This is a genomic window from Amycolatopsis sp. NPDC041971 (genome assembly GCF_055588925.1).
The window spans coordinates 1-14,585 of the sequence record NZ_JBVJCE010000023.1 but is presented as its reverse complement, the minus strand read 5'-3'; the positions used below and the strand labels follow the sequence as shown (position 1 = coordinate 14,585).

The following is a 14,585-nucleotide window of genomic DNA, read 5'->3' as shown; positions in this document are numbered from 1 at the left end:
AAGACGACATGACCGCCGATCGGAAAGACCTGAGCCTGATAGCCGACCAGCTCCGTCTCGGCGCCGGATTCTCCGCCGCCGAACACGATTGGGTCGCCGAACGACTGGCCGCACTCGGTTCCAGGCTGCGTTCCTTCGGCGAAGGAAAGGTCGATCTCGAAATCAGCGTGAAGGACCGGGACGGCGCGGGACAGCAGCTCACTCTCGAATGCCGGCTCCATCGCTTTTCCGGCCTGCATCTGGTGGCCGGTTCTTCGGCACCGGACCTGCCGGTCGCGCTCAACGAGGTCCGCACCGAAATGATCCGCCAGGTGGACCACGCGAAGACCCGCACCGAACCTCGGCACAACCGGGCGCTGCGGCAGACCCCGGTGCCGCCCATCTCAGGGGTGTGACCGCGACGCGTGGGCGAGGATGGCGTCGATGTCGGCGGTGCCGTCGGCGACCTCACGGGACAGGTCCACCAGGCGCTGGTGGTGGCTGCGAGCGTAGCCGCGCAGGGCGGTGAAGGCGTGTTCCATGTCCGGATCATGGCTGCGCGCGGACAAGACGCCCTTCGCCTGTTCGATGATCACCCGGCTGTTCAGCGCGGACTGTAATTGTTCGGTGAGGATCTCACCACGGACGATGGCGCGTTGTTGCAGGAGTCCGATGGTGGCGACGTCGGCGAGCGCCTGGCTGAGCGCGGTGCGATCGGTGTCTTCCCGCACGGGTTCGGTGTGGAGCAGGGTGAGGCTGCCGATGACCATCCGGCGCAACCGCATCGGGACGGCCTCCGCGGCGCGGAATCCGGCCGCGGCCGCCGCGGCCGTGAACTGGGGCCACCGCGCGGTGTCCTGACGGAGGTCGGTGCTGCGCACCGGGCTGCCACCGCGGAGGCAGTCGATGCACGGTCCGTCTTCGGCCTGTACCGCCAAGGTTTCCAGCAGACCGGCCCGTTCGGAGGAGGCTGCGGCCATCGCGAGCCTGCCCCGGGAATCGGCGAGTACGACGCCGGCGGCGGAGGCATCCATCAGCCGCACGCACTGTTCGACGAGCGTGCGCAGGAAGTCCGCGACATCGAATTCGTCCACGAGGGTGTCCGCGAGCTCGACGAAGGTGTTCGCGAGCAGCCGGTCTCGTCCTCCGTCCGGCGGCGTCCCACCGGTCGCGGACATGGACGCGTGTTCCTGCGGTTTTCCTGTCATGACTTCACTCTTCCGTTCCGAGGAGCAATTCGCGCCGCACGATCCGCCTGCCTACTTCGTTCAGCGGAAGGTGATGGGCATAGGCGTACGCGCGGATCCTGATGAAGGCTTCTTGGAGACTCACTTCGAGTTGAACGGTCACGATGCCGGTGGCCTGGTGCACCGCGCTGTGCACTTCGCCTTGCCCCAGCAGTCTCGCGCCCTGTGCCGTCTCGGCGTCGTCCAGTAACGCCACCGTGCCCGCCTCCGCCAGTGCGAAGGCGCTGGAAAGCCGCGCCTCGCTGAGCGGCCCCCGTGTGGTGCGGTACAGCTCCAGCACACCCAGGCGCGCGGCGCCGACCTGTAACGGGAACGAGAACACCGCCGCCACACCGAGCCCCGCGGCACCCGGAGCGTAGGCGGGCCACCGGTCATGCTCGGCGTCGAGATTCGGTATCAGGACCGCCCAACCGGAAATGAACGCCTCCACGCTCGGTCCCTCGCCCACGGTCAGCCGCAGATCCTCCAGCTTTGTCCCCAGCTCGCCGGTGCTGTGCACGAGGGCTTGGGCGCCGTCGGTCGACGGGCCCACCATCACACTCAGCCCGGCGCCGGAGACGGCCAGTTCGGTGACGCACAGCTCACAGATGCGCCGGACCAGCTCGAGGCCGTCGTCGGCGTCACCGAGTAGTGCGAGTAGTTCTTCGGTCATGGCAAAGCGAGGCGGATGATCTTGCGGATGACCGAGCCGAGTTGTTTCGAAAGGGAACCCGTGTTGTACGGCAGGTCGTGGCGTTCGCAGATCTCCCGCACCTCCGCGGCGATCCGCGGATAGCGGCGGGACGGGATATCCGGGAACAGGTGGTGCTCGATTTGATGGCTCAGATTCCCGGAAAGCAGATGGAACAGCGGGCTTCCGGTGATGTTCGCGGAGCCGAGCATCTGGCGCAGGTACCACTGCCCCTTGCTCTCGTTTTCGCTCTCCTCTTCGGTGAACACCTGCGCACCGTCGGGAAAGTGGCCGCAGAAGATGATCGAGAAGGCCCACAGGTTGCGGACCAGGTTCGCGCTGACGTTCGCCGCCAGGGTCACCGGGAACAGCGGGCCCGTCAGCGCGGGGAAGAGCAGGTAGTCCTTGCCCGCCTGCCGCCACACCTTGCGCAGCATCGGGCCGAGCAACGGGCGGACGTCCGCCCACGAACGGCGACCTTGCACGATCCGGTCCGCTTCGAGGTCGTGCAGCATGATCCCGTACTCGAAGAACAGCGCCTGCGCCGCCGCGTAGAGCGGATTGCCGAGGTAGTACGGATTCCACTTCTGGTCTTCGGTGATCCGGATGATGCCGTAACCGACGTCGCGGTCCTTGTCGAGGACGTTGGTGTAGGTGTGGTGCATGAAGTTGTGCGAGCGGCGCCACTGTTCGCTCGGGCAGACCATGTCCCATTCGAAGGTCCGTGAATTCAGTGTCGGATCCTTCATCCAGTCGTACTGACCGTGCAGGACATTGTGGCCGATCTCCATGTTGTCCAAGATCTTCGACAACGACAGCGCCCCGACACCGGCGATCCACGCCGGCGGGAACCAGCCCGCGAACAGCAGCACCCGGCCCGACAACTCACTGAGCCGTTGCACCGCGACGACCCGGCGGATGTAGTCGGCGTCTTCCGCGCCGAGATCCGCCACCACCCGCCGCCGCACCGAATCCAGTTCCTCGCCGATGAGTTCCGTCCGCTCTCGGTCGAGTTCCCGGGTGGTCGTGGTCATGAAGCATCTCCTTGCCGTGGTTCGGGTTTCCGGTCGAGGCCGGGTTCGGGCGGGCCGGATTCCACGGGTCTGCTCGCGTGTTCGTCGGCTTCGCCGCGCAAGGACGGGGCGGCGGAATCGAGCACCGCCGGCAGGGGAACGGCGGATCTTGCGGGGGGATCGGCCATGGCGGGGCCTCTCGTGCGCTGCGGACGGCTCGCCGGCCCATTCGGTCGTCGAGGACGACACCGAACGTGCGCCGCCGGGTCCGGAGCGGTCCTTCAGCCCGTCGGGCGGTGGCCGTCCCACGCGTGAAGGCAACGATGTGCTGTCTTCGACGATAGCCTCCAGTACCCCGGAACGCCGAGTCGGCAGCAGGACTTCCCCTGGCCGGAGCAGCGCCAACCGGCGGATCAGCCATCGTGGTCAGTGCCCCGATGCCCGGCCACACGATCGCGGCGAGGCCGCCGATGGAACTCTCACGATGGCGCAGGACACCGAAACCATCCGCTGACGGCGATCGCGCTTCGAGCCTGCGACGCCAAGGTCCGGGGCGAAACCCGACACACCACGATCCGTTCCGCCGATCCCGGGCGGCCGATCGGGTGACACCGGTCAGCGTAGACCCTGATCCCCGGTGCCCGGCCCGCCGATGCGGGACCGGTACCCCACGATCGGGAAGCCGGTCCGGGAAGACGTCTTTTCCGCTGTCCACGCGCTAGACTGCACAGGACAGCGCCGGAGTGCCCAGACACCGCCCTCGCGACGATCGCCCGTCGAACTGGCCGCATTCGCACCTGGCCGCGCACATGCCTCCGTGCGGTGAGCTTCAGCGGCGACCGGCCGAGTCTGGAGCCCGGATCGTGAAACTCATAACGCTCGATCTTCGCCTGCGTCGTCCGCGACAGGATCCCGCGACGCTCGGCGCGGCCCCGCGGAACAGGACGGACCTCGGTGTCGTTCGCGCGGTCATCGAGACCCCTACCGGCGGACAAGAGCCCCCGGTGCGGTGTTCTCCGCCTTTGGCCGTGACGGTGGAGCAACTCGACCGGACACTGGTGCTCGTCGTCGACGGCGACCTGGACCTGCACACCGCCCCCACGGCACGCCAGGCGATCGAGGCGGCGTTGAGCCGCCGGCCACGACGGTTGATCGTGGACCTGAGTCTCGTCCGGTTCCTGAACTCCGCCGGTTTGGCGGTCCTCCTCGCCGCTCACCGGCAAGCCGTCCCGCACACCGACCTCCGGCTGGTCGCCACCACGCGCGCGGTCTGGCGGCCACTGCGGATCACCCGGCTGCACGAACAACTGATCATCCACAGCTCACGCTCGGCGGCCGTCGCCTCACCTGCCGGCACCGGCGACCCACTCGGGAAACCCCTGCCCGCGCACCCGTCCGGCTGACGAGGCAAGCGCTCGCGGCTTCCGCGGGCGATCCGGATCCCGCCGGCGTGACCGCGGAGGCAGCTCAGGGCTAAAGGGCGCGCGCGCCCGTCTTGGCGGAAAAGCGGAACTCGACGGTCACCGGCAGGGTGTCGAGGTCGAGTGCTCGCCGCAGCCGCGGGAGGCCGTCGGTGTCGATCCGGCGGCGGATTTCGGTGACGTCGCCGTCCTGTTCGGCGCTGATCACCAGCGCGACAGCCGGCGTATGGCGGGTTCCGCCGAGCGTCGCGTGCGCGGCGTGGACGCCGGGATAGTTCGACACCTCGGTGACGAACGGCTCGATCGCGGTACTCGCGGCCAGCTCGGTGCGGCCGGCGGCGGGATCGTTCTCGAGGCGCCAGGTGTGGGTCTTGGGCTTGCGTGTCAGCTGCGCGATGAGCCACCGCAGCACGAGCAGGCCCAGTACGACCGCGACCGCGGCGGCGACGTAGAGCGCCCAGACAGGCGGCTGTCCCGTACCGGCCACCAACTCGGATTCCGGTCGCAGGACGGTGAGCGTGCCGAAATGGGTCAGCAAGGTGAAGGCACCGGCCGCGATCAGGACGAGTCCTAAGAAGGCGAGCAAAGCGCGATTGAGCCGGGCGGGCCGGTTGAGGCTGGTCATGACGTGCTCCTGGCACTGCGGACCTTGACCTTGACGGTCGGACGGAGGGCGGGGTCGATCTGGTCGAGCCGGTGCGTGATCGCGCCGCGCACGGCTTCGGCGAGACCATCGGTGGTCGCCCGCCCGGTGCTCACTTTCGCGGATACCTTGCGGGGCTTGAGTTTCACCGTCGCGCTGGATACGCCGTCCACCGTGGCGGCCGCGGCGCGAAGGGTGGAGCGGTAGCTTCGGCGCGACGCTCCGGAGTCCAGCTCGCCTCGAAGCGGCAGGACGGTGAGCCCGCCCGGCAGGACGGCCGCCAAGACCAGGATCAGCCCGAGAAGAACCGCGACGCCGCCGATGACGGCCGTCGTGACGTCGTTCCAACGCAGGTCGTGCAGGGCGCCGGCGACGGTGTCGTAGCGAATCCAAGGAGTTTCACCGAGGATCATCTGGATCGCGACGACCGCGACGAGGGCGCAAGCGGCGAGCAGGACGATCGCGGTGAGAGTCGCGGGAATGCTGCGGCGTGGGCGGCGTTTCACTGAACCCTCCTGGTTTCGGCGCCGGCGGTGTGCAGCGCGGTGACGGTGATGTCCACTTGCGACACCGTGAGACCGGTGAACTCTTCGACGCGGCGCATCACGTGCCGCCGGGCGCTCTCCGTGGTGCGAGCGACCGGCATCGGATAGCTGATGGAGATCCTGACGTTGAGGCTGGCGGTGCCACCGGTGACTTTCGCGGTGACCTTGGCGCTGTTGTCGATGTCTTCGCCGCCGACGGCGACACCGAGCACCCGGCCGGCGGCGCCGCCGACGCCTTCGACCTCGGTCACCGCGTGCGCCGCGATCCGCTGCACGGTGCTGTCGGAAATAGTGAGGATGCCCCGGTCTCCGGCATCCGCGGGAGCCGTTTCGAGGGCCGCGCTCGAGAGAGTGGCGGTCATGGGGTCAGCCCCTGTCGCGGCCGGTGAGTTGCGAAAGGTCGAGCTTGCCGTCGAGGACACGGCCGGCCAGCAGGCCGAGGGCGCCGAGGACCAGGACGATGATGAAGGCGCTGAACCCGCCGAAGGCGGCCGCGAGTCCGAGAGCGAGGCCGGTGAGAAGGCCGAGATGCGTGGAATTCATGGTTTCTCCTTGGCTGTGCCGGTCGGCGTGGATCAGGAAAGAGACGCGTCGGACACCGTGTCCGTGACTTCGACCGTGGGGTCAGCCGGTGCGGGGGCGATATCGCCGATCCGCACATGTACCGGAAGGCCGACCTGCCCCACCGCCGCGCGGACGTCGTCGCTGATCTCGACGGCGGTCGCCGGGTAGCGGCCGGTGACCCCGATGGTGATCTCGTCTTCGCGAATGCGGATTCCCGGGATCCGGCGTCCGCGCAGGAGGGTGGCGATCTCGCCGAACCGGCCGCTGTGCAGGCCCGCGATGTGGGGTTGGGCCTGCACAGCGGTGGCAATGCGGTCGGCGTCGATCTCGACGCCGGGGCTCACTGGACGCGGCCGGTGTCGGTCTTGGTGTCCTCGTCCTCGTCGTCACCGGGGATGTGCACGTCGGAAACGTTGATGTTGACCTCGACGACCTCGAGCCCCGTGATCTGCTCGACCGCGCCGATGACGTTCCGGCGCACCGCGCGGGACAGATCGGCGATGGACACGCCGTACTCGACGAGGATCTGCAGATCGACCGCGGCCTGCTTTTCCCCGACCTCGACCGAAACACCCTGGCTCGCCGAGGCCGTGGCACCGGGAATGCGCTCACGGATCGCGCTGAACGCCCGGGCCGCACCGCCACCGAGGTCGTACACACCGGAGATCTCACGAGTCGCCAGACCGGCGACCTTCGCCACCACGGTGTCGGCGATACTGGTGGTGCCCTTGCTCGACTCCAACGCGCCCGTGCCGGTCTTTTCCACCTCGGACGACTGGCTGGAGGTCTTGGTGGCAGTCGAATTCGTCATGACTTCTCCTCGGTCGGTTCCTGTGGTCTCCGCGGAAGTTCGTGGAGTTCCATCCTTACTTCCACACCACTGAGACACCGTGCTGAGAAGATCGTCACGACCCCATCGTGTGACACCCGTCCCACCCACCCGGCTCAAGATCGAGTACCGACCGCTCTGTTCGGTGAACGTCACCGGGGCCCGAGCGGTACACGGACGAGGGGTGCCGTGGTGGGCCGCGGGGAGCCTGTCGCGGGTTCGACGGTGATTCCGACGCCGTCGACATCGGCGGCGAGGGCTACGGCGACTGTTCCGGCGTCCGATCGCAGAAGCCCTCCGGATTGCGCGCCACGGGAGCCGAGGAGCCAGACCTGGTAGGCGTGGCCGTCATCGAGTCGAGGCAGTCCTTGTGCGGTGATGATGGCTTCGCCGCTCCGCCGGGAGAAGTAGACGGTCGTGGACCCGCCCCGGACGCCGTCGGCGTGGACCGTCTCCATGTCCGGTGTCACGATGGGCCCGGCGACCGGGACAGAAGCCGAGCGCGTCGCGCCGAGGGTGATGCCGCCCGCGAAAACCGCCGCGGTGGCCGCGGCGGCTACGACAGCCACGGCGGCGCGTGCACGCCAACGCCGGGCCGGCTTCTTCCCGGCCTTGATCAAGGGCGGTGCCTGCCTCGTGGCGGCGATCTCGATGAGAATCCGGCCGCGCAGGGCGTCCCCGGGGTCGGTGGTCATCGCCGCGCCGAGCGCCGCCGCGGTTTCGCGGAGTTCGGCGACCTCTCGCGCGCACGTCGAGCAGTCGGCCAGGTGCCGGGTGAAGGTGGCGCGTTCGATGTCGGTGACCGCGTCCAGCGCGTAGGCGCCGGTCAGGGTGTGGGCTTCGGCGGTGGTCATCGTGTTGCTCCTACCGTGTCCCGCAGACGGATCAGGCCGTCACGGATCCGGGTCTTGATGGTGCCGAGGGCGACGCCGAGCTTGTCGGCGACCTCCTGGCAGGTGAGTCCGTGGAAGTAGGCGAGCAGAATCGATTCCCGCTGCAGTTCGGTGAGTCCGGCCAGTGCCCCCCGGACCAGGTCGCGTTCGTCGGTGGACACCGCCGCCTCGGCCACGTCGTCGCAGGGAAGACGCGGGTTCAGCAGGTCGACCCGGTCCTCACGGTCACGGGCGGACTGTTCGGAACGGACCCGGTCGATCGCCCGCCGGTGCGCGATCGTCAGGGCCCAGGTGGTGACCTTGGCGCGGGCCGGGTCGAACCGCGCGGCCTTGCGCCAGATCTCGAGCATGACTTCCTGGGTGACCTCCTCGGCGAAGGCCCGGGACCGGCAGACGTTGAGCACCGTGCCGAAGACCGGGCCGGCGAGCCGGTCGTAGAGAGCCGCGAAGGCCTGTTCATCACCGCGCGCCGAGCGACCGAGCAGTTCCTCCGACGTCTGCGGCGTGTCGAGTACGTGATGGAGAGATGGACGGAGGGCGATTACGGTGGCGCGCGCGGCGGCCATGACGAGTCCTTCCCGGCCGGAGCCGAGCTTGCACCTCGCGACGAACGGACTGCGCCACGAGTGAGCTGTTACCGATGATTCGTCGGCGAGCACGGTCCGTATTGGTGCGGGTTTCCGGGGACCTCGCCCCACCCCGATCGGGTGAAGCCGGGTGTCGGTGTGGTCACAAGGCCAATCCGGGCGGCCCTGCGGCGCCGAAGACAGCACATGGCCGTCCCTGAACTGACCACTGTCGAGAGCCCCGAGCCGCCGCGACGAACTCGGTTGCGGTTCTTCGCGGCCGCGTTCAACGGCATCCTGGCCCTGACCGCCGCGCTGGCGGTCGGGCATCTGGTGGCCGGTTTCATCAGCGTCAACGCTTCGCCGTACCTGGCCGTGGGCAACGGCGCCATCGACCTGACCCCAGTCGAGATGAAGGATTTCGCGGTCCGCACCTTCGGCATCTACGACAAACTGGTGCTGCTGGGCGGTATGGCGGTGGTCATGGTCGCGGCGGCCGCGCTCGCGGGAGTTCTGTCGCGACGATCACCGGTGCCCGGCACGGTGGTCATCGCCGTGTTCGGCCTGGTCGGCGCGTTCGCGGTGGCTCAGCGCCCGGACCTGACGATGGTCGCGCTGCTCGCGCCGCTCGCCAGCCTGATCACCGGGATCGCCGTCTTCCTTCTCCTGCACCGGATCGCCCCGCGTGTGTGGCGGGAGCCGGACTCCGAGGAGAAGGCAGGCACCTCTCGGCGGGCGTTCCTGATCGGCGGGGCGGGTGTCGTGGCCGGCGCCGGTGCCGCGGGGCTGGGCGGTCAGCTGATCAGCTCGACCCGCGACGCGACGGCGTCACGGGAAGCGATCGGCACACTGGTCCCCGCGCGGACGGCGCCGACGATCCCGGTCGACGCCGACTTCGCGAGGCTGGGCACGCCTCCGTTCCTGACGCCGAACGACAAGTTCTACCGCGTGGACACCGCGCTTTCGGTGCCCCAGTTACGCGCCGAGGACTGGAGCCTGCGGCTGCACGGCATGGTCGACCGGGAAATCCGCTACACCTACGACGACATCCGGAACCGGCCACTGCTCGAACGCACCATCACGATGACCTGTGTGTCCAATGAGGTCGGTGGGGACTACGTGTCCACGTCCAACTTCATCGGCGTCGACCTGGCCGACCTGCTCGCCGAAGCCGGTGTGAAACCCGGCTCGGAGCAACTGTTCTGCACCAGCGTCGACGGCTGGACATCGGGCACCCCGGTCGCCGCGGCACAGGACCGCGATCGCGGCGCGATGCTCGCCATCGGCATGAACGGCGAACCGTTGCCGCTGGAGCACGGGTTTCCCGCCCGGCTCGTCACCCCCGGGTTGTACGGCTACGTCTCGGCCACGAAATGGGTCGTGGACATCGAAGTCACCACCTGGGCGGCACGCCAGGCGTACTGGCTCAAGCGAAGCTGGGCACAAGAGGCGCCGATCAAGACCGAATCCCGCATCGACTCACACCGCGGCTTCGCGAACGTCCGAAAAGGAAAAGTGCGGGTCGCGGGCGTGGCGTGGGCACAGCACACCGGGATCGAGAAGGTCGAGGTCCGCATGGACCAGGGCCCCTGGCAGACGGCCGCCCTCTCCACGGAGGTCAACCTGAACACCTGGCGGATGTGGTGGACCGAAGTCGACCTGCCCGCCGGAGTGCACCAGGTGTTCTGCCGCGCTACCGACAAGTCCGGCTACACCCAGACCGATCAGCGCGCGGGCACCGTCCCCGACGGCGCGACCGGCTGGCACAACGTCACGTTCACCGCCGCCTGAGAAAGATCGGCGAACGACCAATCCATGTATCCGACAGCCCGAATCCCTTGCAAGAAGACAAAAAAATAAGTCGTCCACAGTGGACAACACTAGCCGCCTCAACCTGGAGTGGTATTTCATGAACAAGCTTCGTTTCGCAGGAATCGGTTTCACCGCGGTCGCCGCACTGGCCCTGTCCGCCTGCAGCGGTGACGACGCCCCGTCATCCGGCAATGCCGCCAACACCCCCGCACCCGCCCCGTCCTCGTCAATGTCGGCTCCGATGTCCAGTGCCGCCTCCGGTGACGGGGTCACCACCAACGCCGACGTGTTCGGCCCGGCGTGTTCGAAGCTGCCGCAGGGCGGTGAGCCCGGTTCGCTGGACTCGATGGGCCCGCAGCCCGTCGCCAGCGCCGCCTCGACCAACCCGCTGCTGACCAAGCTGGTCGCCGCGGTCAAGGCCACCAACCTCGTCGACACCCTCAACAGCCAGCAGGCCATCACCGTGTTCGCCCCCGCCGACCCCGCCTTCGCCGCCCTCGGTGACGCCAAGTTCAACGAACTCGCGGGCAAGCCCGACCAGCTCGCCCCGATCCTGCAATACCACGTCGTCGCCAAGCGCTACGACGCCAAGGGCCTCGCCACCGCCGGAACGGTCGACAGCCTCAACACCGCCGGCGGCCCGGTCAAGATCGAAGGCACCGGCGACAACATGACCGTCAACGGCGCCAAGATCCTCTGCGGCAACATCCCCACCAAGAACGCCACCGTCTTCGTCATCGACAAGGTGATGACCCCCGGCACCAACAAGAACTAGCCTCCCCCGTCCGGGCCACCACGAATCCCCCTTGTGGGTGGCCCGGATTCAGCGGCCGTCGCGGCTTCCATCACCTCCGGAGCCGCGACGGCCGCTTCCACGCCCACAGTGTCCGATGAGGACACTGTGGTTTCAGCCGCGCGGCGGGACTCGGACCACCCGCCGACGGGGAACGCTGTAGCGGCGGCGTTCCGCCGGTCGCCGTCGTCGCTGGTTCACTCCATGGCCGCGGCGGCGACCGGCCCTCTTCCACCTTGGTAGCCGCTCACCGGATGACAGAGGACGAGCCTCAACCGACGCCGAGCAGCTCGGCCGGGCCAGGCCGCGGACGTACCGGCTCGCCCACAGAACGCCCGGAAAACATGGTCTGTGACCCGATCCCTTATCCGGCGCTCTGGTCACCAATTCGCTGCCCGGATCTTGGTTTGATGCACGTACTCCAGGGAAACCAGACACAGTACGACCGGTCGCCCCAGCCCCCGGCGCCGCAGGATTTGGGGAAAGGACGTCTATGGGTGCATCTTCGGTGGAGCGGCTCGACAGTGACGCTCGCGCTACTTCACGCAACGACTTCGCCGATCTCGCTCGGCTCGTGCGGAGGGAAGGTTTGTTGGAGCGCCGTTACGGTTACTACGCAGTGAAAGTCAGTCTCACGTTGCTCGCTTTGGTGGGTGGGTGCGTGGCGTTCGTGGCGGTGGGGGACTCGTGGTGGCAACTAGCCTTGGCGGCCTTCTTCGCGGTCGTATTCGCCCAGGTGGCGTTCCTCGGCCATGACGCGGGGCACAACCAGATCTTCCGTACCGGACGGATGAACGATCGATTCGGTTACGCCTTCGGCGGGATCGTCGGCATCAGCTACGGCTGGTGGATGGGCAAACACACCCGGCATCACGCCGGGCCCAACCACGAAGACAACGATCCCGACATCGACATCCCCCTGCTCGCCTTCACCCGCGGGCAGACGGATGAGAAGCGCGGTTTCGTACGCTGGAGCACGAAACACCAGGCAGCGCTGTTCTTCCCGCTGCTGCTCCTGGAAGGCATCAGCCTGCATTGGGCCAGCATCGAAGCGGTCTGGCAGGACGAACTCAAGGCCCGTCGACTTGAAGCAGCACTCTTGATCGCACATATCTGCGTCTACCTCAGTGCGGTTTTCCTCGTGTTGTCCCTGCCGGTGGCGATCGCGTTCATCGCGGTGCACCAGGGACTATGGGGCGTCTACATGGGCTGCTCGTTCGCACCAGGGCACAAGGGCATGCCCACCTACACCGACAAGACCAAGCTCGACTTCCTCCGCAAGCAGGTCCTCACCAGTCGCAACATCCGTGGCGGCCCATGGGTCGACTTCGCCCTTGGCGGCCTGAATTACCAGATCGAGCACCACCTGTTCCCCAGCATGCCGCGCAACAACCTGCGCCGCGTGCAGCCCCTGGTGCGCGCATTCTGCGCCGATCACGGAATCGACTACGCCCAATGTGGACTTTTGCGGACTTACCGTTACGTTCTTCAGCACCTTCACGACGTCAGCGCACCGCTCCGCGCGCCCAGCGCGCCACCATCCCCGGGATGAGGGGCATCGCGCCGGGCGGTCCACCAAGACGCTGAGCCGGGGACCTGCAGAAAACCGACGTCCGTCAGATCCACGACAAGCACGGCGGTCGGCGGCCGTATCGCCGCACGGAGTTCGTCCCGCACCGTCCTTGCGGTGCTCAGGTCGATAGCTCCATGTACTTCGACGACCGCTACGGCAGATGCTGCACCACCCCCGGCGGCAACTTCGGTCCCGCGGGCGACGGCGGCGACGCCGATGTCATCGCCACGGGCTCGAACATCGCCAACACCCCGCACACCGTCTGACGGTTCCGGGAAAACACCGAGCGGGGGCACCGGAATCCGGTGCCCCCGCTCCTTTGCGTCACCGGCTTGACGATGCGGGACAAAGTCCACGGGCGAAGACGGCCCGGGTTCAACAAAGATTCGCCGACCTGTGCGTCTGCATCCGGCGATGCCCGCGATCCGGTCGGCCAGCCGGTCGGCTTCTTCGAGGTACTGCGTGGTGAGCAGGACCGTGGTGCCTTTCCGGACGAGCTCGCCTACGATTTCCCAGGTGTCGAGGCGGTTTTGCGGGTCCAAGCCGACCGTGGGAGTGGCTGCTGCCGCGTCAGTGTGTTGGTTCCTGCTTGGCCACGTGCGCGAGAACGGCCTGGAGCAACCGGGGAGACGTTCGAAGCCCTGCCCGAATAAGCGGGAACCGCTCGGGCACTGGGAGTGCACCGTCACACGCTCAAGCGTCAGGTGGCGGGCGAGGTCAAAACCTTCGAGATGGGCCGTCCGCCGAGGCCGCTGTCACGTCCGTCCGGCACGACGTACGCGCACTGCACATTGCCGGAGAACCGCTCAAGCTTGCAAGGGGTCGGAATGTGCTGGGGGATCGCCGACCATGCCATGCCGATCACCTCACCGTGGACGACAACCATGCAGCGGTGTGAGGATGTATTACGCCCCGCCCACGACACAAAGTGGCGTACGAACTCGCCTCGTGTCGTCACTGGTGTTCCCCGTTTCTCCACGACCGGGTCTACGTCGACGCAGCGCCACACCTTCGGCTGTCAGGAGCGTCGGCCTGAACTACCGGACGTTCCGGCGTGGACACCGAGATCCGCTACCGCGACGTGCTCTCGTGTGGGCCATCGGCATGGTGGTCTGTTGCAGCTGCATCACAGGGCAAACCGCTCCCACGGTGGCGCCGAATCCTTGGTGTACCTCGATCATCGATGGGGAGGGTCGGTGCTCCTTCAGCGAAGGGCGGCGGTGATGTTCGGCGGAATCCGGCTGGACGGCCACCGCACCTCCTTCGGCCAATTGATCAACTCCGTGGGGCCCTGATTGTTCGCCAACGCCGAGGAACTTGTGCCCCGCGTCGACTCCCGTCGACCAGGCGACGGGAGTCGTCATGCCCACGACCACATTGGCCGACGCGCGGCGGGAAATTTCGTTTCTGGCCACCTTGCGGGCGAAGCGACTGTCCGATCGAACGAAAGCAGGCACGACACATGGTCCCCATCGAACTGCACCTACAGGCCGGCTTCTGGACACGCCGCGACGGACACTTCGCGGCTCTGTTCCTTGAAGGCGAAGCGCCCGATCGGCGACACGGTGACGTCATGATGCGCGACGGGTTGTTCCGAGCCGTCCTCACCCGCGGCTTGAAGCTGACCACCGACCTCCGACACTTCCCCACCGTCCCGACACCTGGATGGCGTGCCCTCATCGACCACACCGGCGCGGTGACCCTGCACTGGCCGCACCGCCGACCACTGCTCGATCACGTGCCCGTCGACCTGCCCCACGACTGGATTCCAGAAGCGACACGGCACGGCATCGTGCTGCTTTTCGTCGGCTACGGCATCGGACTGCACGAACCACCAGACAGCAGTGCGCGCCCGCTGATCGAGCGCGTGACCACTGTCGCGGAATCCGGAGCACTCGCCACAGGCGCCGCCCTACTCCGCAACATGGCCCGAGAGCGACTGGGGGACTGTTCCAGGATCGGTGTTTCCGGCCCGACACGCCGGGCTGAGGTCCGGCGGGATGGGCACTGTGAGTGATGACATCGGACCTTGTGAGT

18 protein-coding genes and 1 pseudogene are annotated in these 14,585 nt (G+C 67.5%); 7 read left to right on the top strand and 12 right to left on the bottom strand.

The window, feature by feature from the left end; all coding sequences use genetic code 11:
• Positions 1 to 8: 8 nt before the first annotated feature.
• Complete coding sequence (locus ACZ6DT_RS34660) at positions 9 to 395, top strand: HPF/RaiA family ribosome-associated protein (RefSeq protein WP_465603197.1); 387 nt, start codon at positions 9 to 11, stop codon at positions 393 to 395.
• Here ACZ6DT_RS34660 and ACZ6DT_RS34655 read toward each other — a convergent pair.
• The 3 genes from ACZ6DT_RS34655 to ACZ6DT_RS34645 are packed head-to-tail and all read right to left on the bottom strand — an operon-like array spanning position 384 to position 2,930.
• Positions 384 to 1,187, bottom strand: coding sequence for a GAF and ANTAR domain-containing protein (locus ACZ6DT_RS34655; RefSeq protein ID WP_465603195.1), 804 nt, complete (start codon positions 1,185 to 1,187; stop codon positions 384 to 386). The genes ACZ6DT_RS34660 and ACZ6DT_RS34655 overlap by 12 nt on opposite strands.
• Before the next feature lie 4 nt (positions 1,188 to 1,191).
• Entirely contained in the window at positions 1,192 to 1,878 is a 687-nt protein-coding gene (locus ACZ6DT_RS34650) for a GAF and ANTAR domain-containing protein (protein ID WP_465603193.1), read from the bottom strand.
• Entirely contained in the window at positions 1,875 to 2,930 is a 1,056-nt protein-coding gene (locus tag ACZ6DT_RS34645) for a fatty acid desaturase family protein (protein WP_465603191.1), read from the bottom strand. The genes ACZ6DT_RS34650 and ACZ6DT_RS34645 overlap by 4 nt, the downstream gene beginning before the upstream one ends.
• Positions 2,931 to 3,772: 842 nt before the next feature.
• Between ACZ6DT_RS34645 and ACZ6DT_RS34640 the strand changes: the two genes are divergently transcribed.
• The gene (locus ACZ6DT_RS34640; protein WP_465603190.1) at positions 3,773 to 4,312 is read left to right on the top strand and encodes an STAS domain-containing protein; all 540 of its coding nucleotides are present in this window, start codon (positions 3,773 to 3,775) and stop codon (positions 4,310 to 4,312) included.
• Between the two features lie 70 nt (positions 4,313 to 4,382).
• On the opposite strand, the gene amaP is transcribed toward ACZ6DT_RS34640, so the two are convergent.
• From amaP to sigK, 8 genes are all read right to left on the bottom strand, one after another.
• Positions 4,383 to 4,955 carry an alkaline shock response membrane anchor protein AmaP gene (gene amaP / locus ACZ6DT_RS34635; protein ID WP_465603188.1) on the bottom strand — a complete coding sequence of 191 codons (573 nt, stop codon included), beginning with the start codon at positions 4,953 to 4,955 and terminating at the stop codon, positions 4,383 to 4,385.
• Entirely contained in the window at positions 4,952 to 5,479 is a 528-nt protein-coding gene (locus ACZ6DT_RS34630; protein ID WP_465603186.1) for a DUF6286 domain-containing protein, read from the bottom strand. Before ACZ6DT_RS34630 ends, amaP begins: the two co-directional genes overlap by 4 nt.
• Complete coding sequence (locus ACZ6DT_RS34625) at positions 5,476 to 5,880, bottom strand: Asp23/Gls24 family envelope stress response protein (protein ID WP_465603185.1); 405 nt, start codon at positions 5,878 to 5,880, stop codon at positions 5,476 to 5,478. Before ACZ6DT_RS34625 ends, ACZ6DT_RS34630 begins: the two co-directional genes overlap by 4 nt.
• 4 nt (positions 5,881 to 5,884) lie before the next feature.
• On the bottom strand, positions 5,885 to 6,061 hold the full coding sequence (locus ACZ6DT_RS34620; protein WP_044850562.1) for a hypothetical protein: 177 nt from the start codon (positions 6,059 to 6,061) through the stop codon (positions 5,885 to 5,887).
• A 32-nt stretch (positions 6,062 to 6,093) separates the two neighbouring features.
• On the bottom strand, positions 6,094 to 6,381 hold the full coding sequence (locus tag ACZ6DT_RS34615; protein ID WP_465603183.1) for a hypothetical protein: 288 nt from the start codon (positions 6,379 to 6,381) through the stop codon (positions 6,094 to 6,096).
• Between the two features lie 41 nt (positions 6,382 to 6,422).
• Complete coding sequence (locus tag ACZ6DT_RS34610) at positions 6,423 to 6,893, bottom strand: Asp23/Gls24 family envelope stress response protein (protein ID WP_465603181.1); 471 nt, start codon at positions 6,891 to 6,893, stop codon at positions 6,423 to 6,425.
• Positions 6,894 to 7,063: 170 nt separating this feature from the next.
• On the bottom strand, positions 7,064 to 7,765 hold the full coding sequence (locus ACZ6DT_RS34605) for an anti-sigma factor (protein WP_465603180.1): 702 nt from the start codon (positions 7,763 to 7,765) through the stop codon (positions 7,064 to 7,066).
• On the bottom strand, positions 7,762 to 8,370 hold the full coding sequence (gene sigK / locus ACZ6DT_RS34600; RefSeq protein ID WP_465603179.1) for an ECF RNA polymerase sigma factor SigK: 609 nt from the start codon (positions 8,368 to 8,370) through the stop codon (positions 7,762 to 7,764). The genes ACZ6DT_RS34605 and sigK overlap by 4 nt, the downstream gene beginning before the upstream one ends.
• A gap of 207 nt (positions 8,371 to 8,577) precedes the next feature.
• Here sigK and ACZ6DT_RS34595 point away from each other — a divergent pair, with 207 nt between their 5' ends.
• The 4 genes from ACZ6DT_RS34595 (at position 8,578) to ACZ6DT_RS34580 (ending at position 12,814) form a co-directional block, all read left to right on the top strand.
• Entirely contained in the window at positions 8,578 to 10,161 is a 1,584-nt protein-coding gene (locus ACZ6DT_RS34595; protein ID WP_465603177.1) for a molybdopterin-dependent oxidoreductase, read from the top strand.
• 118 nt (positions 10,162 to 10,279) lie between these two features.
• Positions 10,280 to 10,957: a fasciclin domain-containing protein gene (locus tag ACZ6DT_RS34590; protein WP_465603176.1), complete on the top strand. Its 678-nt coding sequence runs from the start codon at positions 10,280 to 10,282 to the stop codon at positions 10,955 to 10,957.
• Positions 10,958 to 11,468: 511 nt separating this feature from the next.
• Positions 11,469 to 12,527, top strand: a complete 1,059-nt coding sequence (locus ACZ6DT_RS34585; RefSeq protein WP_465603174.1) for a fatty acid desaturase family protein — start codon at positions 11,469 to 11,471, stop codon at positions 12,525 to 12,527.
• 155 nt (positions 12,528 to 12,682) lie between these two features.
• Complete coding sequence (locus ACZ6DT_RS34580) at positions 12,683 to 12,814, top strand: hypothetical protein (RefSeq protein WP_465603447.1); 132 nt, start codon at positions 12,683 to 12,685, stop codon at positions 12,812 to 12,814.
• A gap of 147 nt (positions 12,815 to 12,961) precedes the next feature.
• On the opposite strand, the pseudogene ACZ6DT_RS34575 reads toward ACZ6DT_RS34580, so the two are convergent.
• Positions 12,962 to 13,102, bottom strand: a pseudogene (locus ACZ6DT_RS34575) (daunorubicin/doxorubicin resistance ABC transporter ATP-binding protein DrrA); the annotation flags it as partial.
• 908 nt (positions 13,103 to 14,010) lie between these two features.
• On the opposite strand from ACZ6DT_RS34575, the gene ACZ6DT_RS34570 reads away from it, so the two are divergent.
• A complete protein-coding gene (locus ACZ6DT_RS34570) occupies positions 14,011 to 14,565 on the top strand; it encodes a hypothetical protein (RefSeq protein WP_465603172.1) in 555 nt (184 codons plus the stop codon).
• Positions 14,566 to 14,585: the final 20 nt, after the last annotated feature.